This is a genomic window from Aliirhizobium wenxiniae (genome assembly GCF_014201355.1).
GTDB lineage: Bacteria > Pseudomonadota > Alphaproteobacteria > Rhizobiales > Rhizobiaceae > Neorhizobium > Neorhizobium wenxiniae.
Window position 1 is genome coordinate 606,890 of sequence record NZ_JACHEG010000002.1, and the last position, 23,666, is coordinate 630,555.

A 23,666-nucleotide genomic window follows, 5' to 3' on the forward strand; every position below is an offset into this window, starting at 1 on the left:
CGAACGCGCCAAAAATAGGCATAGCTGAAAGAATTAAGCTTAAAAAACGCGCATGCATTTTGCGAAGTGTCGCCGAGGCCATGCCGCGCTTGTGTGCCTGTCGCAGAAAAGGAAAAGGGCCGCCGAGGCGACCCTTCCATGAAATCTGGTCCGTTCAACGAACCCGGCCCGTCTCTCGACAGTCCGAAGGAAGATGTGGTTCAGGCCGAGGGCTGCCCCGTCAAGACCGCCACCTTTCCATTGCCCGTTACGCAGACCGAAATCTCATTAGACATTGGATCACCTTCCTTTCACTACGTTGACGATGACTAGAAGGTAGGTGTCTTACGCATGTCTTGCAAGGCAAGTTATGTAACGCTGCGCGAATATAAGTGCTTTGCAAAATCACCGATCCCGGCTTAACATTCGCATGCCTGAACCGGATTGTGATTCCTTCAAGCCGCCTTTCCTTCCCCTATCCTCAAAACAATCTTGCCGATATGGCTGCTCGTTTCCATCAGCTTGTGGGCTTGCGCTACCTGATCGAAGTTCAACACCGAATGGATGACCGGGGCGATATCGCCCTGTTCCAGCAGCGGCCAGACTTCGGTGACGAGATCATCGCGAATGGCGCGCTTTTCGTCGGCGGTGCGCGGCCGCATGGTCGAACCGGTCACCGTCAGGCGCTTGACCATGATGGGTCTCAGATCGATGGCGTCAGTCTTGGCTCCCCCTAAGAAAGCTATGATCGACAGGCAGCCATCCTTGGCCAGCACGGAGAGGTTCTTCTCGAAATAAGCCGCCCCGATCATGTCGAGCACGACATCGACGCCCTGACCTTCAGTCTCTGTCTTGATGACTTCGGTAAAATCTTCCGACTTGTAGTCGATCGCTCTCGTGGCGCCGAGCTTTTCGCAGGCGTCGCATTTTTCCTTCGATCCGGCCGTTGCATAGACGGTTGCGCCGAAGGCCTTGGCAAGCTGGATTGCGGTCGTGCCGATACCGCTTGAGCCACCATGGATCAGCACGCTCTCACCTTCCGTCAGGCCGGCCATCTGGAAGAGATTGGCCCAGACGGTGAAGAAGGTTTCCGGCACGGCAGCCGCCTTGACCGCATCATAGCCCTTCGGCCAAGGCAGAGCCTGGCCGGCCGGCACTGCGCAATATTCGGCATAACCGCCGCCATTCGCCAATGCGCAGACCTTGTCGCCTAACGAATATTCCGAAACACCTTCTCCGAGAGCCACGACTTCGCCGGCAATCTCCAGGCCGAGGATCGGGCTTGCATCCTTGGGCGCTGGATAATTGCCCTGACGCTGCGCCACATCGGGGCGATTGACGCCCGCCGCCTCGACCTTGACCAGAATTTCGCCGGGACGCGGTTTCGGCAGCGGCCCGCGGGCCACCACCATCACGTCGGGGGAACCGAAGGACGGCAGATCGATGAAACGCATCTCATTGGGAAGCGGCATAAAAGTCTCCTGTCAGCATGAGAGCACTGACTTAGGACACGACCTCTGCCTTAGAAAGGGACCGGCGGATGTGGCCGGTCACTTTGTCTCACCAAAGGACGAGAAGACGAGACCGCCTTCGCTCTCCTTGGCGGTTGCCTTGACCGATGCGATCTCGACGCTAATGCGGCCGATATCATCGAGAAGCAGGCCCTTGGGCAGCTCCAGAACGCCGATAGAGCAGCGCAGCAGCGGGAAGTCCCGCTCGCGGCCCGAGCGGTCATGGCCGCGAATCCTGCCGGAAGCTCGTTCTTCTTCGGAATAAAGCTCGATCACATCGCCGTGAAAATCCGACAGCAGGCGCTCGAGGATTTCGTCCAGCTCCTCGCGTGTCCAATCGCGAACGCCGATGAAGAAGTCGTCGCCGCCGATATGGCCAAGGAAGTCACCCTCCGAGAAGAAGTAACGCTTCATCAGCGCGGCAAACAGCGAGATCGCGTGGTCGCCCTTCTGGAAACCGTAGTGATCGTTGAACGGCTTGAAATTATCGAAGTCGCAATAGCAGAAAAAGCGGCTTTCCTCGTCGTCGCGGCCAGCTTCCTGCATGAAATCGCGTACAGCACGGTTACCCGGCAGGCTGGTCAGCGGGTTCTGATCCTGCGCGATCTTCAGCTGCTTCTCGTTCACCACCTTGATGAGCGATGCGGCCGAAACGACGCCGGCATAACGCATGTTTTCGGTGAGGATGACGCAGGCGCTGTTTTCCATGTTGGCAAACAGGCTCATCAGCTCTTCCGCCTCGGCATCCAGCCCAATGATCGGAGCGCGCTCGACGAAGTGAGCGATCGAGCGTTCATAGACCTTGTTCTTCAGAAGGTCGCGACCGAATGGCTGATAGATGAATTCCTTCAGGTGGTATTCGTTGATGACGCCACGCGGTTCACCATTGGCGTTCAGGACCGGAAAGAATGCCTGGCGCGGATTACGCCGGAAGAGTTCGAAGACCGAGTCGATCGCGTCATTCTCGAAAACCGTCGGCAGTCTTTCGATCTGCTTGCGGATGAGGATCTCGTCCAGCGACTGGCTGGAACGGCGCGCACGGCCGATATCGGCAAGATGCGGAAAGGCCGGCTGCAGTTCGGTCAGGAAGGTTGTCGGCTTGGCGATGAAATAGCCCTGAACGAGATCGACACCATATTCGCGGCAGGCCAGGAATTCGGATTCCGTCTCGATGCCCTCGGCGATGACCCGGATACCGAGCGTATGGGCGATGTTGACGATATTCTTGACCAGATGGCGCTTGCGCGGATTGCGGTCGATATCGGACACGAAATGCCGGTCGATCTTGAGGTAGTCGACGGGGAAGTCACAAAGCAGCTTCATCTCGCCGTGACCCACACCGAAATCGTCGATGGCGAGCTTGAAGCCCGCCTTGCGCATATCGGCCACCAGATCGGCAAACTCCGGTACGCTGGTATTGTCGAAGCGTTCGGAGAATTCGAAACAGACCGAAGACGGCGCGATCTCGGCCGCACGCAAATGGTGCAGCACTCTTTCGAGGAATTCATGCCCCTGACGGATCAGCCGGACATCGAGATTGAGGAAAAGCGTGGCTGACGAATAGTCGGGAAGCGTCGCGAATTTGGCGAGCGCGCGGCCGGACATCATCTGCTCCAGCGCCAGAAGCTGGCCTGCCTGCTGCGCCTCGTCGAGCAATTCCGGCGGAGAGGAAAAGCCGATCCGTTCATGGCCACGCAACAGCGATTCGTAACCGAAGACCGATCCTGTCGCCACTTCGACAATCGGCTGGAAGGCGTTTTCGAGAACCAGTTTTCCGAGGGTAACAAGCTGGTCGCCTGCATATCGCCGGACAACACCCGGTTCGAGAACAGCCGCAGACGACATACGCATTACTCCACTGCACGAGCGCTTTTCGAAATGCTCGAAAAAAGGCCTTAAATGACGTTGCGCAGGTTGCAGCGCTACCCGTCAACAATCCGTTGCTCCTCTATGAAAATCGCATGAAGGTTTTGTGACGACCTTCCGGTATTTGCTTAAAATTCAATGAATTAAGAGGGTTTTCCGATGTTTGGATAGTGTGCGGCAAGTGCCGGCGCGAAGGTTGCCCAGTCTTGGACAATCATGTCCAACTTTAGGAAATACCAAGCACTGCCAAGCTGTTAACCGGCCAGCCGGACGCAATGACGAGACCGGCAAATGCCGCGATCACACTGACGGCAAACGCTAGCTGCATTTCTGTTGAATATCCAAATCCGCTGCGGCACTTGGTAGCGTCAATCGCGCGGATCAGGCTGCATGATTGGGTGGCCGGGCGCGTTCAATGCGCTCTACGCATTTGGGATAGCGCGTTTCGCAATCATCACTTGATCGAAAACAAGATCGAAAATAACTCCTTACATTGCCATTCCTGCCTACAGAGGTCCTGCCGCGATCATGTACCGCCCGAATTTTCTTATCATCATGGTCGACCAGCTGAACGGCACGCTGTTTCCCGATGGACCCGCGAAGTGGCTGCATGCGCCGCACATGAAAGCACTTGCCGCGCGCTCGGCGCGGTTTGCCAACAACTACACGTCCTCGCCGCTTTGCGCCCCTGCTCGCGCATCCTTCATGGCCGGGCAATTGCCGAGCCGGACGCAGGTTTACGACAATGCCGCGGAATATGTGTCGTCGATCCCGACCTATGCGCACCATCTGCGCCGCGCCGGTTATTACACGGCACTTTCGGGAAAAATGCATTTCGTCGGCCCCGACCAATTGCACGGCTTTGAGGAGCGGCTGACGACCGATATCTATCCGGCCGATTTCGGCTGGACGCCCGATTATCGCAAGCCGGGCGAGCGGATCGACTGGTGGTATCACAATATGGGATCGGTGACCGGTGCAGGTGTCGCCGAGATTTCCAACCAGATGGAATATGATGACGAGGTCGCCTTCCTCGCCAACCAGAAGCTCTATCATCTGGCGCGCGAGAACGATGACGCCGACCGTCGACCCTGGGCGCTGACGGTCTCGTTTACCCATCCGCACGACCCTTACGTGGCGCGGAAAAAGTTCTGGGATCTCTATAACGACTGCGAGTATCTCATGCCGGACGTCGGCATGCTGGAGAGCCAGGATCCGCATTCGCAGCGCATCCTGAAATCCTGCGATTATGCGAGCTTCGACATTACCGAGGACAATGTGCGCCGCTCGCGTCAGGCCTATTTCGCCAACATCTCCTATATCGACGAGAAGGTTGGCGAGTTGATCGATACGCTGACCCGCACCCGGATGCTCGATAACACCTTCATCCTGTTCTGTTCCGACCATGGCGACATGCTTGGCGAGCGCGGATTGTGGTTCAAGATGAACTTCTTCGAAGGCTCCGCCCGTGTGCCGCTGATGGTGGCGGGACCGGGTATCGCCCCTGCCCTGCACAAAGCTCCCGTTTCCAACCTCGACGTGACGCCGACGCTTTGCGACCTTGCCGGGATATCGATCTCCGAGATTGCGCCGTGGACGGATGGCGAGAGCCTGAAGCCGGTGATCGATGGCGGTGAACGGACCTCGTCGGTGCTGATGGAATATGCGGCCGAAGCGTCCTATGCGCCGCTCGTCGGCATTCGCGAGGGCAAGTGGAAATATATCCATTGCGAACTCGATCCCGAGCAGCTTTTCGATCTTGAAGCCGATCCGAAGGAGCTCACGAACCTTGCCGGCGACCCGGCTCATGCAAAGGTTCTTGAAGGATTTCGCAGCAAACGGGATGCCAAATGGGACATGGCGGGCTTCGACGCCGCCGTGCGGGAAAGCCAGGCGCGGCGCTGGGTGGTGTATGAAGCACTGCGCAACGGCGCCTATTATCCGTGGGATCACCAGCCTTTGCAGAAGGCCTCCGAGCGCTACATGCGCAACCACATGAACCTCGACAATCTGGAAGAGTCCAAGCGCTATCCCCGTGGGGAGTAAGGTACATTGGGCGGAGACAAAAGAATGAAAGCACAGCCGAAAGCCAGCCACTTCATCGATGGCGAATATGTGGAGGATACCACAGGCAGCGTCATCGAGAGCCTTTACCCCGCCACCGGCGAGGTGATCGCAAGGCTGCATGCGGCAACGCCGGCGATTGTCGAAAAAGCGATCGCAGCGGCCAAACGCGCCCAGCCGGAATGGGCGGCAATGAGCCCGACCGCCCGGGGCCGCGTCCTGAAACGCGCCGCCGAAATCATGCGCGAGAGGAACCGCGAGCTCTCGGAACTCGAAACGCTCGATACCGGCAAACCGATCCAGGAGACGATCGTCGCCGACCCGACCTCGGGGGCGGATAGTTTCGAATTTTTCGGCGGCGTGATCGCAGCCGGAATGAATGGCCAATATATCCCGCTCGGCGGTGATTTTGCCTATACGAAACGGGTGCCGCTCGGCGTCTGCGTCGGTATCGGCGCGTGGAACTATCCGCAGCAGATCGCCTGCTGGAAGGGCGCTCCGGCGCTCGCCGCCGGCAATGCGATGGTGTTCAAGCCGTCGGAAAATACGCCGCTCGGAGCGTTGAAGATCGCCGAGATCCTGATCGAGGCCGGGCTGCCGAAAGGGCTCTATAACGTCATCCAGGGTGACCGCACGACCGGGCCGCTGCTCGTCAATCATCCCGATGTCGCCAAGGTTTCGCTCACCGGTTCGGTGCCGACCGGCCGCAAGGTGGCGTCAGCGGCTGCCGGCCAGCTCAAGCATGTGACGATGGAGCTTGGCGGGAAATCGCCGCTGATCGTGTTCGACGATGCCGATATCGACTCGGCCATCGGCGGGGCGATGCTCGGCAATTTCTATTCGACCGGTCAGGTCTGCTCCAACGGCACCCGCGTTTTCGTGCAGCGCAAGGTGAAGGACCAGTTCCTGTCGCGGCTGAAGGAGCGGACAGAAAAGATCACCATCGGCGAGCCCATGGATGAGGCGACACAGATGGGGCCGCTGATCTCGTTTGACCAGCGCCAGAAGGTCTTGAGCTATATCGACAAGGGCAAGGCCGAGGGGGCGACCGTTCTGACCGGTGGCGGCATTCCGAACGACGTGACCGGTGAAGGTTATTATATCCAGCCGACCGTATTTGCCGATGTGACCGACGAGATGACCATTGCGCGGGAAGAGATTTTTGGCCCGGTGATGTGTGTGCTGGATTTCGACGACGAGGACGAGGTGATCGCGCGGGCGAACGCCACCGAATTCGGCCTGTCGGCGGGGGTATTCACCGCCGACCTTTCGCGCGGGCACCGGGTGGTGGACCAACTTGAGGCCGGGACCTTGTGGATCAACACCTACAATCTCTGCCCGGTGGAAATTCCCTTCGGTGGATCGAAACAATCCGGTTTCGGACGGGAAAACTCGCTTGCGGCGCTGGAGCATTATTCCGAGCTGAAGACGGTTTATGTGGGAATGGGCAAGGTCGAGGCGCCGTATTGATGGCGCGTTGGGTGGCCTTGGAGCAAGCGGCACTCTCTGGCCTGCCGGCCATCTCCAATAAACCACGCGGAGCGAACTGACATGCAGGCAGATTTCGTCATCATCGGTTCCGGCTCGGCAGGGTCTGCCATGGCTTACCGTCTCTCGGAGGATGGCCGGTATTCGGTGATCGTCATCGAGGCGGGTGGGTCGGACTATGGCCCGTTCATCCAGATGCCGGCAGCGCTGGCATGGCCGATGAGCATGAAGCGGTACAATTGGGGTTATCTTTCCGAACCCGAGCCAAACCTCAATAACCGCCGCATCACCGCGCCGCGCGGCAAGGTTCTGGGCGGTTCATCCTCGATCAACGGGCTGGTTTACGTGCGCGGCCATGCGGAGGATTACAACCGCTGGGAGGAGCTTGGCGCGCGAGACTGGTCCTATGCCGACGTGCTGCCTTACTTCAAGCGGATGGAGCACAGCCATGGGGGAGAAGAAGGCTGGCGTGGTACTGACGGGCCTTTGCATGTGCAGCGCGGGCCGGTGAAGAACCCGCTCTTTCATGCCTTCATCAGGGCCGGTGCCGAGGCCGGCTTCGAAACGACGGAGGATTATAACGGCTCGAAACAGGAAGGTTTCGGGCTGATGGAACAGACGATCCATCAGGGCCGCCGCTGGTCTGCCGCCAATGCCTATCTGCGGCCAGCGATGAAGCGGAAGAATGTCGAGATCGTCTATGGTCTGGCGCAGAAGATCGTCATCGAGAATGGACGGGCGACCGGTGTCGAGGTGTTGCGGCGCGGCGTGCCGGAAGTCATCAAAGCCAACCGCGAGGTGATCGTGGCGGCCTCGTCGTTCAACTCGCCAAAGCTTCTGATGCTGTCAGGCATCGGGCCGGCGTCGCATTTGAAGGACATGGGGATCGAGGTGAAGGTTGACCGACCAGGCGTCGGCGCCAATCTGCAGGACCATATGGAATTCTATTTCCAGCAGGTCTCGACCAAGCCGGTTTCGCTCTACTCCTGGCTGCCGTGGTTCTGGCAGGGGGTGGCGGGGGCGCAATGGGTGCTGTCCAAGGGTGGCCTTGGCGCCTCCAACCAGTTCGAAGCCTGCGCCTTCCTGCGCTCGCAAGCCGGGTTGAAGCAGCCGGATATCCAGTATCATTTCCTGCCGGTGGCGATTTCCTACGACGGGAAAGCTGCCGCCAAGAGCCACGGCTTTCAGGCGCATGTCGGCTACAATCTTTCCAAATCGCGTGGCAACGTCACCCTTCGTTCGGCGGATCCGAAGGATGATCCGGTCATTCGCTTCAACTACATGAGCCATGAGGAAGACTGGATCAAATTTCGTCATTGCGTGCGGCTGACGCGCGAAATTTTCAACCAGAAAGCATTTGACGACTATCGCGGACCGGAAATCCAGCCCGGCGAAAACCTGCAGTCGGATGACGAGATCGACGCTTTCCTGCGCGAACATCTGGAAAGCGCCTACCATCCCTGCGGCACCTGCCGGATGGGAAGCGCTGACGACAGACATGCTGTCGTCGATGCAGAATGCCGGGTCATCGGAGTGGAAAGCTTGCGCGTCGCGGACAGTTCGATCTTCCCGCACATCACATATGGCAATCTCAACGGACCTTCGATCATGACCGGCGAGAAGGCGGCGGATCATATCCTCGGAAAAATCCCCCTGCCCCGGAGCAATCAGGAACCCTGGGTCAATCCGCGTGCGGTGCTCAGCGACCGCTGATGCAACCTGCATCACCCTTTGGTTGCGCAAGAAATTGTCGCAATCTTAAATAGCGGTAATATTCTCGCCTCAGGCAAAAGTTGGGGGCGAATCATGATGGGCAAGATCCTGGCGCTGGCGCCGGAAGAGTTTGTGCGTGCGCTTGAAAAGCAGTCGTCCGTCTGGCGCGGAAGCGGCGGTTTTGCAGGAAAACGCCACCGGCGAGATCTCAGGCGGCGCTGGATCCGCCTTTATAAGAACAAGCGCGGTATCCAGTCGCTTGCGCAGTACAGCCGAAGGGAGATCAGCGGGCTTGCTGCGGATATCGAGGTTTCTCCCAAATCGTCCGTGATCATTCTTCTTCCGGACAATCGTTATCTGGACGAACAGAGCGACAAGGCCAGCCCGGGTTCGGAAAACAAAATCACCTTTCCGCACACGAGCGAGACAGATTCCCGCAAACAATTGCGGCGGCTGATGCATTTGGCGATGACGTCCCGATCGCAAACGACATTGGATCTCATCAACGCCTCCAACACCTATCGGCAGGCTTTGCCGGCGGTTGCGCGGGTGAGCCGCGGCGATCGACTGTTTCTGCGCGGGGTCTATCTCGAAGCCCTGGGAGCAGTGATCCTGCCTCGACTGGAACAACCGATGATCGATATCCTCGAGGAACAGGGCGTCGAGGTCGTTCCGAACTCGGAAATCCTGGTGCGGCCGCCGGAAATCCAGGAGTTGCAAACTCCACCCGACTTCTGGCACCGTCGCATTCTTCCCAATGGAGGCGCACTTCCCCAGGCATACCAAGGCAACGGCATCTCCATCGGCCTTCTGGATACAGGCATAGATGTCGATCATCCGGAATTTTCGCATAGGACAGGCGACCATATCGTCTACCGGCAGTTCGACCTCAACGGCGTCGAGGTGCCGGGCGCGAGCCCGCGGGATTTCGGCAGCCACGGAACACATGTGGCAAGCATATGCGCCGGCCAGAACGCCGGCATATCACCGCAGGTCCATCTCTCGGTTGCGGCCGTGCTGACGGAGCAGTCGGAGAACGGGGCATTGCGAGGTTATTTTGCCCAGTTGCTTGGCGGTCTGAACTGGCTCGTCAACGAAGCCGGCCCTCATGGCGACGGCGTCCAGATCGTCAACGCATCGCTCGGCACACGACACCTGACCCGAGAGGATATCCGCAGCCTTTACAAAGCGATCGGCAATGCTGCCGACCAGGGTGCGGTGGTCGTGGCAGCAATCGGCAACAACGGCAATCTGGGCATGGGCAACCATTGCTTTCCCGCCAAGCTTGAGCATGTCGTCGCCGTCGGGGCGATCGACAGGGACGACCGCGTCGCCCCCTTCAGCGACTGGGGGTATTCCTACGGCGATGCAGCGCGGCAAGCTCCGAGCAAACCGAATATCGTAGGACCGGGCGTGGATATACACAGTGCTCTCGCCGGTGGCGGCTACGCCTCCATGAACGGCAGCTCGCTCTCGGCGCCGTGTATTTCATCAGCTTTGGCGCTCATTCTTGAGAAGTATCCGGAACTCACCGGCCAGCCTCGACGTTTGACGGAAACGCTGATGGAGTTTACTAGATGTAATCAAAATTGGGCCAACATTGCCCCAAGAGTGGGGCGTGGCTGCATTGACCTGGAAGGCCTGCTGCCATGACGCTGGCTCTTCCATCGAAAGGACTGACCATGCTGAATGCCAGAGTCAGGAACATCGTTTCGAACTCGTCGCCACAGGACTCGATCGTTTTCATCGTCGAGGTGAATGCCGATCAGGAAATGTCGCAGGCTCGAGAGATTTCGGACATCATGGCCCGCAAGGCGGCGTTGCGGGAGGTATCTTCGCGCGCCAAGGCACCGGTCATCAATGCCTTGAATGCCTATGAGCCGCTCGGACTGAAGGTCGTCAACCCCATGAACGGTTCACTGCAACTGATCGCCCAGGGACCCGCAGCGGCCTGGGAACAGGCGATCGGCGAACATTCGGACCTGTTCGATGGACAGCAGGTCGATCTCCTGCCCAACGAAGCAAGCTTCGCGGCGATCTAAAACACGTCGCGATCTTTCGGTTTCGCTTGCCGTGGTGACAACCAAATTTCAAAGTCACATCACTGACAGAAGCTGGCTCAGTCGATCAACGATCAGTTGATTGAGCGCGCGGTAATCGCCGTCGAAATGATGTCCGCCTTTGCGCGGCTGTATGTCGACTCCCTGGATTTCACCCAAATCCGGGCAGGCCGTATCTTCTTCCTCAATCCCGTAGACACACTGGATCTTAAGAGGCTCGATCGCTCTTAAGTCATCCACCGGGTCGCCATGCTTGCCCACACCGGCGTAACCGAGCCATCCGGTGACGGCGATTTCGAAATCGGCCTGATGCGACAGTGCAAGCAGCGACATGAGGCGAACTGTATCCTGGTCATCTTTCGGCAACAGCCGGTAAGTGGCAGGCAGAATATTAGCGCCGAAGGAATAGCCGATCAGAACGACATTCTCGACATTCCAGCGCTGGCGGTAGGTGGCGATGATGCGGGAAAGATCGGTTGCTGTCTGTGCCGGCGTCTTTTCGTTCCAGAAATAGCGCAGGGCGTCGACGCCGACGACCGGGATTCCTTCATCTTTCAGATGTGCCGCAAGTTTCTGGTCGATATCACGCCAGCCGCCATCACCGGAATAAATGATCGCCATGGTATTGCGGCGCGGCACGGTCTCGATCGGCACGATCGGAAGGTCCAGCGGAGAACCGTTGGTCTCAGCGGCTGTCATCACGCTGCGTGAAACCGCAAGCAAAGCTTCCTCGGACGCCTCGTCATCCGCAATCACCTCAATGTCGGGGTGGGTGCGTTTCAGATCTTCGACATGCTCGCGCCCCGCCCTGGCGGCTTCCGGCGTGAATACGACATCGATATTGTTCGGCAGCTCGCCTTCGGTCAGGCCATAGCGCATACCGCCATCGACATGATTTTTCGGCGCTGGCGTGCAGAGTATTTTCGACAGGGCGATCGACGGATCCGGGTCGACCGCCAGCGTTGCGCCGATGGTGGAGAACGGTGTCTGGGCGGCAATCGCCAGAGCCAGTGATCCGCCGGCGCCGATGCCTGCCACCAGTGGAGCGCGATAGGTCGTCATATCCCGGTCGCGATGGATCTGGCGGCTCAGTTCCTCGATATCGGAGACGAGATAGAGGCAGTCGCGCTTCTCTTCGCCAAGCCCGGCGTAATAGTCGGGCAGATCGACGCCGACGACCACAGCACCATCGGCTGTCAGCGCATCCGACATGCGGTCTTCCTCGCTGCCCCAGCCATCGGCATCCGACAGAAGCACGACGATGCCTTTTTCCTCCACCTGCGGATCGCTGATGCGGGAGGTCGGCAGGCTGACGATTTCATTCTGGGCGAACTGCGTGTGATAGAGTTCAACGGCACCGGCAACCAGCGTGAGCGCTGCAACGATAACCGGCAAAGCCCTCATCGGCGCAAGATCCCGCGCAACCCGCCGCCGATCAGCATCGTCACATCGAAGATGGAAGTGAGCGGAAGACCGCGGCCAGAAACGACGAGATAACGCGGCTGCCAGACCGGATCGAACTTCGACTTGAAAGCCTGCACGCCGCGGAAATTATAGAAACGCTCGCCGAATTCGAAGATCTCCCGGCCGAGCCGGTTCCACAGCGGCGCATAGTGATGATCGGCCAGGCCCGCGAGAGGCGCCATGCCGAGATTGAGCGTGCGGAAACCCCGCGCCTTCATATGCTCCATAATGCGCACGAAAAGCAGATCCATCATGCCGCGATGCGTCTCGGGAATGTGACGCATAAGGTCGATGAAGGCATCGCCATGCTGGCCGGCTTCGAGAATGTTTGCAAAAGCGACGATGCGCCCTTCCAAGCGGATGATCGCCACCGGGCATGCCTTGACATAGGCGAGGTCGAATGTGCCGAGCGAAAAGCCCTTCTCAGAGGCATTGTGCGAGGCAAGCCAGGCACGCGAAACCGAGAGCAGTTCGTCTATGACCTCGGGCACCTCATCGGGTGAAAGCATGGAGAATTCCAGCCCGTCGCGTTCGGCGCGATTGATCGAGCGGCGCAGTTTCAGCCAGGCACCGCCCTTGAGGTCGAAACGGGTCAGATCTACCACTGCCTGCTCGCCGAGCTTGTAAGGACGCAGGCCGCAGTCGAAGGCGTGCGGCAGGAAAGCTTTCGAAACCTGATAGAAGACCGGTCGGCTGCCTTGATGACGCGCTGTCGCCATGAACTTTTCAAGCAGGTCCGGCCACAGTTCCTGCGGGCCGACAGGATCGAACAGCGCGACCAGCGAATGGCCGTGCCGGGCATACATGACAAAAGCCTGCTCGCAATCGGAAAACAGGATCTGCTTGTCTCCAAGCCGAACAAGCCCAGCGCTGGCATTCGGCTGGTTTGCAAGGATGGCCAGCGCCTTCGCCATATCTTCCGGCGGAGGGCCTTGCCGAAGGGTGCGCCCTCTGGATTGCGCCTGGCCAGCGCCGCGCAAAAAGCGCCCGAACAATGGCTGACGGGATGCCGAAACTGTATCGACTACAGGTGGGGATAGCAGCTCATGCTGCTTCGGTTGGCAGGTTTCATCGACATGCGCCGACATTTTAAGCCTATTAAAGACGTTGAACCGCAATTGCCTTAGCGTATTTCTATTTATCGAATCTTACGCCTTAAAGATGTAGCGGCTGCGACACATGAGCCGGATATACAAACCGATGCGGGCAAGACGACAGACAAAGCTTGGATGGAAATAGCATTCCAGCCCCCCTTGATCTTCGGACAGGCTGGAACATCAAAAAGGTCAACGGGCTCCGGACGTAAACCGCGCTGCAGTTACTTGTTAAAGATCTTCCAGCGGGTCGGGCGGAAACGGGCTTCCGAACCAAGCTCGACCGGAGCATGCAATGGCACCTCCACCTCGACATGGAAGGGATCATGGCCGTTGTTGGCGATGTCGATCTCGGCAATACGGGTGCCGGCAAGACGGCGACAGGCAGTGACCTTGCCGAACAATGCGTCCTTCTCGTCGGTCAGGACCACGTCTTCCGGACGGAAGAACAGGTCTCCGGCCGCATCGGTCTTTTCCGAAATGCCGATCGGCTCACCCTGGAACAGAACCGTGCCATTCTTCACCTCCACCGGCAGATGCGAGGATTCACCGATGAAGGAGAAGACGAAGGGCGACTGCGGGCGATCGTAGACATCATCCGCCGAACCGACCTGCTCGATCTTGCCCTGGCTCATGACGACGACACGGTCAGCGAGTTCAAGCGCTTCTTCCTGGTCGTGGGTGACGAAAACGGTGGTGTGGCCGGTGCGGTCGTGGAATTCGCGCAGCCAGCGACGCAGCTCCTTGCGCACCTTGGCATCGAGCGCGCCGAAAGGCTCGTCGAGAAGAAGGATGCGCGGTTCGATCGCCATGGCACGGGCAAGCGCCACGCGCTGGCGCTGACCGCCGGAAAGCTGGTTGGGATAGCGGTTTTCAAGCCCCGAGAGCTGCACCATGTCCAAGAGATCGGAAACCCGCTTTTTGATCTCGCTTTTCGGCGGGCGGCTGGCGGACGGACGGACCTTGAGGCCGAAGCCGATATTCTGTGCCACGGTCATGTGGCGGAACAGCGCGTAATGCTGGAAAACGAAGCCGACATTGCGCTCCTGGACCGAATGGCGCGAGGCATCTTCCTCACCGAAGAAAATCTGGCCGGCAGTCGGGAAATCGAGGCCTGCGATCAGGCGCAGCAGTGTGGTCTTGCCGGAACCCGACGGACCAAGAAGCGCGATCAGTTCACCGGACGCGATGTTGAGCGATACGTCATTCAGCGCGGCGAAACGGTCGAATTCCTTACGGATATTGTTGATTTTGACTTCCATACGCGGGGTATCCTAGTGCCGGCCGCCGGCAGCGCCGGCACCGAACCGAAGTTCGAGAAAGGTTTTCAATGCGAGCGTGACGAGTGCCAGAAGAGCCAGCAGGGATGCCACGGCGAAGGCGGCGACCATGTTGTACTCATTATAGAGTATCTCGACATGCAGCGGCATGGTGTTGGTGAGGCCGCGGATACGGCCGGAAACGACTGACACAGCGCCGAACTCGCCCATGGCACGGGCGTTACAGAGCAGCACGCCGTAAAGCAGGCCCCATTTGATATTGGGCAGCGTCACATACCAGAAGGTCTGCCAGCCGGACGCGCCGAGCGAAAGCGCCGCCTCCTCATCTCCCGTGCCTTGTTCCTGCATCAGCGGGATCAGCTCGCGTGCGACGAAGGGAAAGGTGACGAAGACGGTGGCGAGCACGATGCCGGGCACGGCGAACAGGATCTCGATGCCGTAGCTTTTCAGGAAGGGGCCGAGCAGGCTGCCGGAGCCGAAAAGAAGGACATAGACCAGACCCGAGATGACCGGCGAGATCGAGAACGGCAGGTCTATGAGGGTGATGAGGAACGCCTTGCCCTTGAATTCGAACTTGGCAATCGCCCAGGAGGCGGCAAGGCCGAAGACGAGATTGAGTGGCACGGCAATCGCCGCCACGGTCAACGTCAGCTGGATCGCGGCCCAGGCATCGGGTTCCAGCAACGCTTCCTCATAGGTGACCCATCCTTCGCGAAAGGCTTCGTAGAAGACCGAGACGAGCGGGAGGAACAGGAAGAAGGCGAGGAAGACGAGCGTCAGGGCGACAAGAATAAGCTTGGTGGAGAAGCTTTCGTCGGCCGGGTTGCGGAAGGAGATACGGCGGTTATCAGACATTGCCATACCTCCTGCGGCTCCAGGCCTGGATGAGGTTGATCACCAGAAGCATGGCAAAGGAGATCAGAAGCATGATCGTGGCGATGGCGGTCGCGCCGGCATAATTGAACTCTTCCAGCCGGATGACGATCAGCAGCGGCGCGATTTCAGAAACGTAAGGGATGTTACCGGCGATGAAGATGACCGAGCCGTATTCGCCGACACCGCGGGCAAAGGCGAGCGCAAAGCCGGTCAAGAGCGCCGGCGTGAGGCCGGGCAGAAGCACGTTGAAGATCGTCTGGAAACGGTTGGCGCCGAGCGTGGCCGCCGCCTCTTCTACTTCCTTGTCTATCTCCTCCATGATCGGCTGCACGGTGCGCACGACAAAGGGCAGGCCGATGAAGATCAGCGCGATGACGATGCCGATCGGCGTGAACGCGATGCGGAACGGCATGAACAGCGAGCCGATCCAGCCATTCGGGGCATAAAGCGAGGCAAAGGCGATGCCTGCCACCGCCGTCGGCAGGGCAAAGGGCAGATCGACCATGGCATCGATCAGCCGGCGTCCGGGAAAGCGATAGCGGGTGAGTACCCAGGCGAGAAGCGTGCCGAAGATGACGTTGACCAGCGCGGCGATAAAGGCCGTGCCGAAGGAAACGTAGAGAGCCCTGATCGTCCGTTCATCGGAGAGGATGGCGAAAAAGCCGGACCAGCCAAGCTCGGCCGTGCGCCAGAGCAGGCCGGCAATGGGTATAAGGATAATGAGCGACAGGTAGGCGAGCGAAAAGCCGAGCGTCAACCCGAAACCCGGGATGATGCTCGGCTGCTTTACTCTCCAGCCCGCTCTGGAAGCGGTGGCAGATGCGGTCATGCTTGGTTCCGAATTCTGAGTTCAGGCCCGACATGGCTACGGTGCGGGTCAAAACTACCGCACCGTGCCTTCAGAGTCACTTAGCCAAGTTCAGGGGCTGAAATTACTTGGCGCCGGGCTTGTAGATCTGGTCGAAGATACCGCCGTCACCGAAATGCTCCGGCTGCGCCTTCTTCCAGCCGCCGAAAAGCGGGTCGTCGATGGTGACGAGTTTGATCGGCGGCAGCTGCTTCAACAGTTCCGGCTTCACCACTTCTGGCTTGGACGGACGGTAGAAGTGCTTGGCCGCGATGTTCTGGCCTTCGTCGGAATAGAGATATTGCAGATAGGCTTCGGCGACCTTGCGGGTGCCCTTGGCGTCGACATTGGCATCGACGACGGCGACCGGCGGTTCGGCGAGGATGGAGATCGGCGGAACGACGATGTCGAAAGCGTCCTTGCCGAATTCCTCACCAGCCAGATAGGCCTCGTTTTCCCAGGCGAGCAGGACGTCGCCGATCTGGCGCTGAGCGAAGGTTACCGTCGAGCCGCGAGCGCCGGTATCGAGAACCGGTGCGCGTTTGTAGAGATCACCGATATAGGCCTTGATCTTGTCCTGATCGCCCTTGAATTCTTCGTTGGCCCAGGCCCAGGCGGCCAGATAGTTCCAGCGGGCGCCACCTGATGTCTTCGGGTTCGGCGTGACGATCTGCACGTCGCCCTTCACCAGATCGCCCCAGTTCTTGATGCCCTTTGGATTACCCTTGCGAACGAGGAAGACGATCGTCGAGGTGTAGGGCGAAGCGTTGTTGGGCAGGCGGGTGCGCCAGTCCTCCTTGATCTTGCCGGTCTTCTGGATGGCGTTGATGTCGCTCTCCAGCGCCAGCGTCACGACATCTGCTTCGAGACCGTCGATCACAGAGCGGGCCTGCGCGCCGGAGCCACCATGCGACTGGCGGATTGTGACATCCTCACCGCCTTCAGCCTTCCAGTGCTTGGCGAATGCCGCATTGAAATCCTTATAAAGCTCGCGTGTTGGATCGTAGGAGACGTTGAGAAGCTGGGTCGCGGCAAAGGCCGGAGCAATGCTTCCTGCTGCGAGCGTGACGCCGAGCGCAAGCACTGCTAGCCGCTTTCCAATCCCATCGGTGAAGTTCAGCATAGGGTCTCTCCTGTGATCCATGTCCGATGACCCGGGTCTTAGTTTTCACTGGGCCATTTGATCTGGGCTAAACTCTATCGGTCAGGTCGTCTTAGTCAATTCACGGCGAAAAGAAGGCAAAACTGTTTCCCTCGGGCGGGTTCGCGCGACAAAGAATGCGTTCCATGAGCATGAGTTCACAGAACAGCAGCATCGGGAAAACACCGAACGGCAAAAACGCAATCCGGCCGAAATTCGTTCCAGAGGGTCGATTTCAGCCCGGCGGAACGTCGCGCCTGAGGAAGATCTCCGTATGGCCGACAGCTTTAGGCACTTCTCGAAAGGGTGGGCAGAAGTCGAAACCACAGGCGCGATAGATCGAGATGGCATCGGTCATATAGATGGTGGTGTGCGCCAGCAGCGTGCTCTTCCGACGCGTTTCGACAGCATGAATGACCGCTCGCATCATTGCGCCGCCTATGCCTCTTTGCCGGAAGTCGGGCGCCACATAGAATTTGTGAAGTTCGTCGGCCGTATCGTCGAAGACGGAAAAGGCCAAACATCCCGCCGGCCGGCCATCCCATGATGCCAGCAGCATTCCTGTCCCCGGTTGCGCGTAACGCCGGGCAAGGCTTGCCGTGGTCTCACCATGATAAAGATCCGTCACCAGCTGAGGATCGACGCCATGGGTCGCGGCCATGGCGATATCCCATTCCGCCAGTTCCCGGCACAGCGCCGCGGCGATCTCGAAATCCTCCGGTGATTTTGCTATGGACACAGAAAACATGCCAGCCTCTCGACAAGGAGAGTACATTAGCATGCCCTGCTGCACGTAGGCAGACGCCAACATCAATTAAGGAAGAGGGCTTTACGCCGTCAGAAGTTCTCTCACCTGGGCCGGCTTCTGTGTACCCTCGCCTGCTCCCTCGATCGCATCGGCAATCGTGGTGTTGAACAGGACGTCGCGGGTGGCGTCGGCTACACGGGCGAAGACGTGGCGGATTTCGCACAGGTGTTCGCCATCGCAATCATCGCATTTGCGGTAGGCGGTTTGCGACAGGCAGGGAAGCGGAGCGATCGGGCCGTCCACCAAGCGCAGCACCTCGCCGAAGGAAATCGCGTCGGCAGGCTTCAGCAGAAGATATCCACCCTGCTTGCCACGGCGGCTCATGACGATGCCGGAGCGCTTCAGGTCGAGCAGGATCTGTTCCAGAAATTTCTTCGGGATTGACTGCTGGACCGCGATCTCCGAGATCAGCATAGGCTCATCCGGGTCGGCCTGCGCCAGAGCGGCCAAGGCTCGAAGCGCGTATTTCGCTTTCTGGGATATCATCACGCAACCATCAACAGCAACGCCGCCGCGAGGCTTTTTTGCCCTCACGTCGCCGCTTCACATTTCGTATCCCTGCGCCTCGCGAATATCTTAGATGCGACATCCGCGGTCGCATTCATGCACACGGCTATGCCGCATTGCACACTCCATTCTGGAGTACCGCAAACATGCAGAAATTACAAACCTATGCGGGCATCTGCTGCCGCAAAAACAGTCACATTTGGTTAAGGCGGCAGGTTTTCTGTGTAGGCCCGGCTTTCTAGAGATATTTGCTCCCCAGAACCGGCGGAAGAAACGGCTTTTCCTGTCATCAGCCCCTGCAAGTCGCAATACTACAGCACTTGCTGATGAAAGAAGAACCATGACCTCGCATGATGTGATTGAGCGTACCACGTATGCAGAAGGCAACGAGAGCCTTGCCGCAGAATTGAACGGCAGAATTGCGAGCCTCGATCTTGCCGGCCGTCTTTCCGCTGCTGCCGAACTTGGCCACGCCGTTTTCACCACCTCGCTTGGAATAGAAGACCAGGTCATCACCGCCGCAATCGGTACGCATCGCCTTCCGATCGAAGTTTCGACGCTGGAAACCGGACGTCTGTTCAAGGAAACAGTCGAGCTCATCTCGGAAACCGAGGCGCGTTACGACATGACGATCCGACGGTTTTATCCGCAAGAGGACGATATCGATGCCTATGCGGCAAAATACGGCCTGAACGGTTTCTACGACAGTATCGAAGCCCGGCACGCCTGCTGTCATGTGCGCAAGCTGATCCCGCTCGCCAAGGCGCTTTCGCAAGCGCAGGTATGGGTGACCGGCTTGCGCCGCGGCCAGTCCGGCAATCGCGCTACGACACCGTTTGCCGAATATGATGCCGAGCGCGGCCTCATCAAGGTCAACCCGCTGGCCGACTGGGATATCGACACGATCAATGCCCATGTGACGGCAGAGCATATCCCGGTCAACCCGCTGCATGCCCGCGGTTACCCCTCCATCGGCTGCGAGCCCTGTACCCGCGCCATCAAGCCCGGCGAGCCCGAACGCGCTGGACGATGGTGGTGGGAAAACGACGAGAAACGCGAATGCGGACTGCATGTCCCGGAAAGCGCGTCTCAGCCGATACCGGCTTCAGCATCGCTCGCGAGTTCCATCGCCCGCTGAGGCCCAAATCCCCACTCTTTGTGTGTAACATTCAAAATCTACCGGAGACCGAAATGTCCCTGTCTGCACAGGAAACGGAAATCAGGAACCCACCCGTTTCCCGCCCGCCGCTCGATCCGCATCTGAAAGCCCTCGAAAACGAAGCGATCCATATCTTTCGCGAGGTTGCCGCGGAGTTCGAAAACCCGGTCATGCTCTATTCGATCGGCAAGGATTCATCCGTGCTGCTGCATCTGGCGCGCAAGGCATTCTTCCCCGGCCGCGTCCCCTTCCCGCTTCTGCATGTCGACACGACCTGGAAGTTCAAGGAGATGATCGAGTTTCGCGACCAGATCGCGGAAAAATACGATCTCGATCTCGTGGTCCATACCAACAAGCGCGGCGTCGAAGAAAACATCACACCGTTTACCCACGGATCGGCCTTCTATACCGACGTGATGAAGACGGAAGCATTGAAGCAGGCGCTCGATGCCGGCGGCTATGATGCGGCCTTCGGCGGTGCCCGTCGCGACGAGGAAGCCTCCCGCGCCAAGGAACGCATCTACTCGTTCCGCACGCCCGACCATAAATGGGATCCGCGCAACCAGCGGCCTGAACTGTGGAACATCTATAACGGCATGATCAAAAAGGGAGAGAGCGTTCGCGCCTTCCCGCTGTCGAACTGGACCGAGGTTGATATCTGGCGCTACATTCAGGCGGAAGACATTCCGCTGGTGCCGCTCTATTACGCCGCCGAGCGCCCTTATGTGGAGCGCGACGGGATGATGATCCTGGCGGAAGATCCTCGGCTGGAACTCAAGCCCGGCGAAGAGATCCAGCACGGCATGATCCGTTTTCGCACGCTCGGCTGCTTTCCGCTCACCGGTGCGATCCGCTCGACGGCGTCCAACCTTGAAGAGGTGATAGCGGAACTGGAAATCGCAACCGTTTCCGAACGACAGGGCCGTGCCATCGACCGCGACCAGTCCGGCTCCATGGAAAAGAAGAAGCGCGAGGGATATTTTTAAGATGAGCGCCACAGCTACAGCCACAACTACGCCCGTCGCTGCTTCGGCGAATGTCATTCCTTTCGCCGAATCCGCTGCCCGCGTTTCGCGCGATACGCGGCCTCTGCGCCTGATCACCTGCGGCTCCGTCGATGACGGCAAGTCGACCCTGATCGGCAGGCTTCTCTGGGACACCAAGGCGGTCAAGGAAGACCAGGCGGCGACGCTTGCGCGTGACAGTGGCGCGCAGAACGATCTCGGCCTGCCCGATTTCGCACTGCTGCTCGACGGTCTTCAGGCGGAACGCGAACAGGGCATCACGATCGATGTTGCCTATCGCTATTTCTCGACCGACCGGCGCTCCTTCATCGTCGCCGATACGCCCGGCCACGAGCAATATACCCGCAACATGGTGACCGGTGCCTCGACCGCCGATCTCGCCATCCTTCTGGCTGACGCCCGCGTCGGCCTGCTTGAACAGACCCGTCGGCACGCAACGATCGCGGCGCTGATGGGCATCAGGCAATTCGTGCTGGCGGTCAACAAGATCGACTTGATCGGTTACGACAAGGCAGTGTTCGAAAAGATCGCGGCCGAATTCCGCGAATTCGGCCTGGCACTTGGCGTCAGGCAGATCACGGCCATCCCGATGTCGGCGCTCAAGGGCGAGAATGTCGTTCTCTCCGGCACTGAGGCAATGCCCTGGTATGAAGGACCGACGCTGATCGAGGCGCTGGAGCTTGCCACCAGCCGCTCCACACAGGCAGGCGGTTTTCGCCTTCCCGTGCAGCGTGTCGTGCGCCCCGGCGAGAGTTTTCGCGGTTATCAGGGTACGGTATCGGGCGGTGCGATCAAGCCGGGTGACTCGGTTGCGGTTCTGCCTTCGGGCACTGTCGCGAACGTGAAGCAGATCGTCACCTTCGATCTCGTGCGCAATGCTGCCGTGGCCGGCGATGCGATCACGCTCGTTCTCGACCGGCAGGTGGATGTGGCGCGTGGAGACATCATTGTCTCCATCGACGGCCAGCCGATGACCGGCACATCCTTCGACGCACAGCTCGTGTCGCTTCAGCCGGGCGGCATCGAGCCGGGCAAGCGTTACTGGCTGAAAAGCGGCGCGCGCCGACAACGGGTAACGATCGAACCTACGTCGCAGCTCGATCTTTCGACCGGCCAGTGGAAACCGCATGCCTCGCTGCTTTCAATGAACGCGATCGGCAAAGTGCATCTTTCCTTCGAGGAACCGGCGGTGTTCGATGCCTATGAGCAGAACCGCGCCACCGGCGCCTTCATCCTGATCGACCCCGACACGCTGAATACGGTTGCTGGCGGCATGGTTACCGCAAAGCGCGCAGATATCGGCGGCATCCATCGCGGCAAGGAAGGCGAACAGCGCGTCGTGCTTTCACTGCCCGCGGATCTGGCCGAACAGCTGATGGCAAGCGAACTGTTCGCATCACGCCGCGACGAAGCGGACATCAGGAGACTGACGGCCGCAGAAGCAGCCGAGTTCTTCTCCAATGCCGGAAGCGATATCTGATCGCAAGAACGTCACGAGGGCGGCGCAAGCCGCCTTCCTGTTAGACAACGGCGTTGTAACTCTCAGTGCCAGCGCTCTCAGATCACAAATTACAGAAACAAAAAAGCCCGCGAAAGCGGGCTTTTTCATCTGCGTTCATTGCCTAGCCGCCGAATAACGCCTCAGCTGAGCTGCTTCTGCTCAATGGGCGCAACATCAGTGGCTGCGGCTAGAAAACAAACATGTACAGCAGAACGATTACAAAGACAGGAACACCCATTGCCCACAACGCAATACCTTTAAGCATAGTCACCTCCATCGGTTTAGATGGGCTGATAACGCCGGGTCTCTTCAGCTGTTCCCAAAAATGAGAATACAGGACTTGCCGGTCGAGCTTCATCGATCTCGGAGGTGATGGTCGAGGCGGCAGCGAAAGGGTTTAAACAGACTACTCACACGCAAACCGAGGCTTCCGGATCGTGCCGACAAACGCGTTCTAAACGCCCAAATGATGAAACAGTCCGCAATCGGTCCGTTTATGAGAAAAGGGCTTCTGTGGGGAAAGTCTTTCGGGATCTAAAACCTTTGCTCTGAAAGGTTTCTAACTGGTCGGAGTGGCAAGATTCGAACTTGCGACCCCCACGTCCCGAACGTGGTGCGCTACCAGACTGCGCTACACTCCGTGACCAGTGGCGCCTCTATAGAACAGCATTTTTCCTTCGACAAGCACCGTTTTCGAAAAAAATGTGACAAGGCCTAATTCGTTTGTCGCACCTTGTGGAACTGTCGTGAATCCGTTGCAAAAAAGCGGCGCTTCAAGAATTTGATGTCAAAGCCGTCCCGTGATCTCGCGGTGAGCCAGGAAAATCTGCTAGCTGGAACATGACATATGTTCCGCAGGCATTGCTTGGGGACAAGCCCATCACACAAGGATTTTCACGGATCATGAGCCGCCGCCTCATCGCATCGACCGCCCTTCTCGCGCTTGCACTTTCCAGCTGCACGACCGTAACCATAACCGACAGCCCGATATCCAAGCGCTGGGTCGGCCACTCCGCCGGCGAGTTCTTTGCAAAATACAATCCGCCGATCGATGACGTCGCATCCGGTTCCAGCACCGTCTATAGCTGGCGCGGCGGCTACAAGCGCATCAAGCTGGAGAACGGCAAGAGCGCCAGCGTCAGCTGCTCGGCCAAGATCACCGTTTCCTCCGATTACACGATCCGCAATATCGAGATCACTGCCGACCGCCCCGGCGCGACCGGACCGAGCTATTGCCAGGAACTACTGGCCGGCGCGTAACAGCACCTGTAGAGACTTGCGTA

19 protein-coding genes and 1 tRNA gene are annotated in these 23,666 nt (G+C 58.8%); 9 read left to right on the forward strand and 11 right to left on the reverse strand.

What is annotated here, in order from left to right; all coding sequences use genetic code 11:
- Positions 1–434: 434 nt before the first annotated feature.
- Both HNQ72_RS11000 and HNQ72_RS11005 read right to left on the reverse strand, forming a co-directional pair.
- The gene (locus HNQ72_RS11000; RefSeq protein WP_183992299.1) at positions 435–1,451 is read right to left on the reverse strand and encodes an NAD(P)H-quinone oxidoreductase; all 1,017 of its coding nucleotides are present in this window, start codon (positions 1,449–1,451) and stop codon (positions 435–437) included.
- 78 nt (positions 1,452–1,529) lie between these two features.
- Positions 1,530–3,335: a bifunctional diguanylate cyclase/phosphodiesterase gene (locus HNQ72_RS11005; RefSeq protein WP_183992300.1), complete on the reverse strand. Its 1,806-nt coding sequence runs from the start codon at positions 3,333–3,335 to the stop codon at positions 1,530–1,532.
- 549 nt (positions 3,336–3,884) lie between these two features.
- Between HNQ72_RS11005 and betC the strand changes: the two genes are divergently transcribed.
- The 5 genes from betC to HNQ72_RS11030 all read left to right on the forward strand — a co-directional run bounded on the left by betC (position 3,885) and on the right by HNQ72_RS11030 (position 10,663).
- Entirely contained in the window at positions 3,885–5,402 is a 1,518-nt protein-coding gene (gene betC / locus HNQ72_RS11010; RefSeq protein ID WP_183992301.1) for a choline-sulfatase, read from the forward strand.
- 24 nt (positions 5,403–5,426) lie between these two features.
- Positions 5,427–6,890 carry a betaine-aldehyde dehydrogenase gene (gene betB / locus HNQ72_RS11015; protein WP_183992302.1) on the forward strand — a complete coding sequence of 488 codons (1,464 nt, stop codon included), beginning with the start codon at positions 5,427–5,429 and terminating at the stop codon, positions 6,888–6,890.
- Between the two features lie 81 nt (positions 6,891–6,971).
- Entirely contained in the window at positions 6,972–8,621 is a 1,650-nt protein-coding gene (gene betA / locus HNQ72_RS11020; protein ID WP_183992303.1) for a choline dehydrogenase, read from the forward strand.
- Positions 8,622–8,714: 93 nt separating this feature from the next.
- Entirely contained in the window at positions 8,715–10,274 is a 1,560-nt protein-coding gene (locus HNQ72_RS11025; protein ID WP_183992304.1) for a S8 family peptidase, read from the forward strand.
- 29 nt (positions 10,275–10,303) lie between these two features.
- Positions 10,304–10,663, forward strand: a complete 360-nt coding sequence (locus HNQ72_RS11030) for a hypothetical protein (protein WP_183992305.1) — start codon at positions 10,304–10,306, stop codon at positions 10,661–10,663.
- Positions 10,664–10,717: 54 nt separating this feature from the next.
- Here HNQ72_RS11030 and HNQ72_RS11035 read toward each other — a convergent pair whose 3' ends face one another.
- The 8 genes from HNQ72_RS11035 to HNQ72_RS11070 all read right to left on the reverse strand — a co-directional run bounded on the left by HNQ72_RS11035 (position 10,718) and on the right by HNQ72_RS11070 (position 18,677).
- The gene (locus tag HNQ72_RS11035) at positions 10,718–12,085 is read right to left on the reverse strand and encodes a virulence factor family protein (RefSeq protein WP_183992306.1); all 1,368 of its coding nucleotides are present in this window, start codon (positions 12,083–12,085) and stop codon (positions 10,718–10,720) included.
- Positions 12,082–13,059: a GNAT family N-acetyltransferase gene (locus HNQ72_RS11040; protein ID WP_244654396.1), complete on the reverse strand. Its 978-nt coding sequence runs from the start codon at positions 13,057–13,059 to the stop codon at positions 12,082–12,084. The genes HNQ72_RS11035 and HNQ72_RS11040 overlap by 4 nt, the downstream gene beginning before the upstream one ends.
- 404 nt (positions 13,060–13,463) lie before the next feature.
- A complete protein-coding gene (locus tag HNQ72_RS11045; RefSeq protein ID WP_148144025.1) occupies positions 13,464–14,501 on the reverse strand; it encodes a sulfate/molybdate ABC transporter ATP-binding protein in 1,038 nt (345 codons plus the stop codon).
- A gap of 12 nt (positions 14,502–14,513) precedes the next feature.
- Positions 14,514–15,374, reverse strand: coding sequence for a sulfate ABC transporter permease subunit CysW (gene cysW / locus HNQ72_RS11050; protein ID WP_183992308.1), 861 nt, complete (start codon positions 15,372–15,374; stop codon positions 14,514–14,516).
- On the reverse strand, positions 15,367–16,224 hold the full coding sequence (gene cysT / locus HNQ72_RS11055; protein ID WP_183992309.1) for a sulfate ABC transporter permease subunit CysT: 858 nt from the start codon (positions 16,222–16,224) through the stop codon (positions 15,367–15,369). Before cysT ends, cysW begins: the two co-directional genes overlap by 8 nt.
- Before the next feature lie 103 nt (positions 16,225–16,327).
- Positions 16,328–17,365 (reverse strand): sulfate ABC transporter substrate-binding protein, encoded by a 1,038-nt coding sequence (locus HNQ72_RS11060; protein WP_183992310.1) that lies wholly within the window; start codon positions 17,363–17,365, stop codon positions 16,328–16,330.
- Positions 17,366–17,618: 253 nt separating this feature from the next.
- Positions 17,619–18,131 carry a GNAT family N-acetyltransferase gene (locus HNQ72_RS11065; protein ID WP_244654395.1) on the reverse strand — a complete coding sequence of 171 codons (513 nt, stop codon included), beginning with the start codon at positions 18,129–18,131 and terminating at the stop codon, positions 17,619–17,621.
- An 81-nt stretch (positions 18,132–18,212) separates the two neighbouring features.
- Positions 18,213–18,677, reverse strand: coding sequence for an RrF2 family transcriptional regulator (locus HNQ72_RS11070; protein ID WP_183822872.1), 465 nt, complete (start codon positions 18,675–18,677; stop codon positions 18,213–18,215).
- Between the two features lie 361 nt (positions 18,678–19,038).
- On the opposite strand from HNQ72_RS11070, the gene HNQ72_RS11075 reads away from it, so the two are divergent.
- From HNQ72_RS11075 to cysN, 3 genes are read left to right on the forward strand one after another with little or no spacing between them, the layout of a single operon-like run.
- Positions 19,039–19,836 carry a phosphoadenylyl-sulfate reductase gene (locus HNQ72_RS11075; protein WP_183992311.1) on the forward strand — a complete coding sequence of 266 codons (798 nt, stop codon included), beginning with the start codon at positions 19,039–19,041 and terminating at the stop codon, positions 19,834–19,836.
- A gap of 53 nt (positions 19,837–19,889) precedes the next feature.
- Positions 19,890–20,843 (forward strand): sulfate adenylyltransferase subunit CysD, encoded by a 954-nt coding sequence (gene cysD, locus HNQ72_RS11080; RefSeq protein WP_183992312.1) that lies wholly within the window; start codon positions 19,890–19,892, stop codon positions 20,841–20,843.
- 1 nt (position 20,844) lies between these two features.
- Positions 20,845–22,362: a sulfate adenylyltransferase subunit CysN gene (cysN, locus tag HNQ72_RS11085; protein WP_183992313.1), complete on the forward strand. Its 1,518-nt coding sequence runs from the start codon at positions 20,845–20,847 to the stop codon at positions 22,360–22,362.
- Between the two features lie 585 nt (positions 22,363–22,947).
- Here cysN and HNQ72_RS11090 read toward each other — a convergent pair.
- Positions 22,948–23,024, reverse strand: a tRNA-Pro gene (locus HNQ72_RS11090).
- A 262-nt stretch (positions 23,025–23,286) separates the two neighbouring features.
- Between HNQ72_RS11090 and HNQ72_RS11095 the strand changes: the two genes are divergently transcribed.
- Positions 23,287–23,643 carry a hypothetical protein gene (locus tag HNQ72_RS11095; protein WP_183992314.1) on the forward strand — a complete coding sequence of 119 codons (357 nt, stop codon included), beginning with the start codon at positions 23,287–23,289 and terminating at the stop codon, positions 23,641–23,643.
- The last annotated feature ends 23 nt before the right edge of the window (positions 23,644–23,666 follow it).

Coding starts and splice junctions, on each gene's coding strand:
- HNQ72_RS11000 (WP_183992299.1), bottom strand. CDS start 1,451: ATGCCGCTTCCCAATGAGATGCGTTTCATCGATCTGCCGTCCTTCGGT.
- HNQ72_RS11005 (WP_183992300.1), bottom strand. CDS start 3,335: ATGTCGTCTGCGGCTGTTCTCGAACCGGGTGTTGTCCGGCGATATGCA.
- betC (WP_183992301.1), top strand. CDS start 3,885: ATGTACCGCCCGAATTTTCTTATCATCATGGTCGACCAGCTGAACGGC.
- betB (WP_183992302.1), top strand. CDS start 5,427: ATGAAAGCACAGCCGAAAGCCAGCCACTTCATCGATGGCGAATATGTG.
- betA (WP_183992303.1), top strand. CDS start 6,972: ATGCAGGCAGATTTCGTCATCATCGGTTCCGGCTCGGCAGGGTCTGCC.
- HNQ72_RS11025 (WP_183992304.1), top strand. CDS start 8,715: ATGATGGGCAAGATCCTGGCGCTGGCGCCGGAAGAGTTTGTGCGTGCG.
- HNQ72_RS11030 (WP_183992305.1), top strand. CDS start 10,304: ATGCTGAATGCCAGAGTCAGGAACATCGTTTCGAACTCGTCGCCACAG.
- HNQ72_RS11035 (WP_183992306.1), bottom strand. CDS start 12,085: ATGAGGGCTTTGCCGGTTATCGTTGCAGCGCTCACGCTGGTTGCCGGT.
- HNQ72_RS11040 (WP_244654396.1), bottom strand. CDS start 13,059: ATGGCGAAGGCGCTGGCCATCCTTGCAAACCAGCCGAATGCCAGCGCT.
- HNQ72_RS11045 (WP_148144025.1), bottom strand. CDS start 14,501: ATGGAAGTCAAAATCAACAATATCCGTAAGGAATTCGACCGTTTCGCC.
- cysW (WP_183992308.1), bottom strand. CDS start 15,374: ATGTCTGATAACCGCCGTATCTCCTTCCGCAACCCGGCCGACGAAAGC.
- cysT (WP_183992309.1), bottom strand. CDS start 16,224: ATGACCGCATCTGCCACCGCTTCCAGAGCGGGCTGGAGAGTAAAGCAG.
- HNQ72_RS11060 (WP_183992310.1), bottom strand. CDS start 17,365: ATGCTGAACTTCACCGATGGGATTGGAAAGCGGCTAGCAGTGCTTGCG.
- HNQ72_RS11065 (WP_244654395.1), bottom strand. CDS start 18,131: ATGTTTTCTGTGTCCATAGCAAAATCACCGGAGGATTTCGAGATCGCC.
- HNQ72_RS11070 (WP_183822872.1), bottom strand. CDS start 18,677: ATGATATCCCAGAAAGCGAAATACGCGCTTCGAGCCTTGGCCGCTCTG.
- HNQ72_RS11075 (WP_183992311.1), top strand. CDS start 19,039: ATGACCTCGCATGATGTGATTGAGCGTACCACGTATGCAGAAGGCAAC.
- cysD (WP_183992312.1), top strand. CDS start 19,890: ATGTCCCTGTCTGCACAGGAAACGGAAATCAGGAACCCACCCGTTTCC.
- cysN (WP_183992313.1), top strand. CDS start 20,845: ATGAGCGCCACAGCTACAGCCACAACTACGCCCGTCGCTGCTTCGGCG.
- HNQ72_RS11095 (WP_183992314.1), top strand. CDS start 23,287: ATGAGCCGCCGCCTCATCGCATCGACCGCCCTTCTCGCGCTTGCACTT.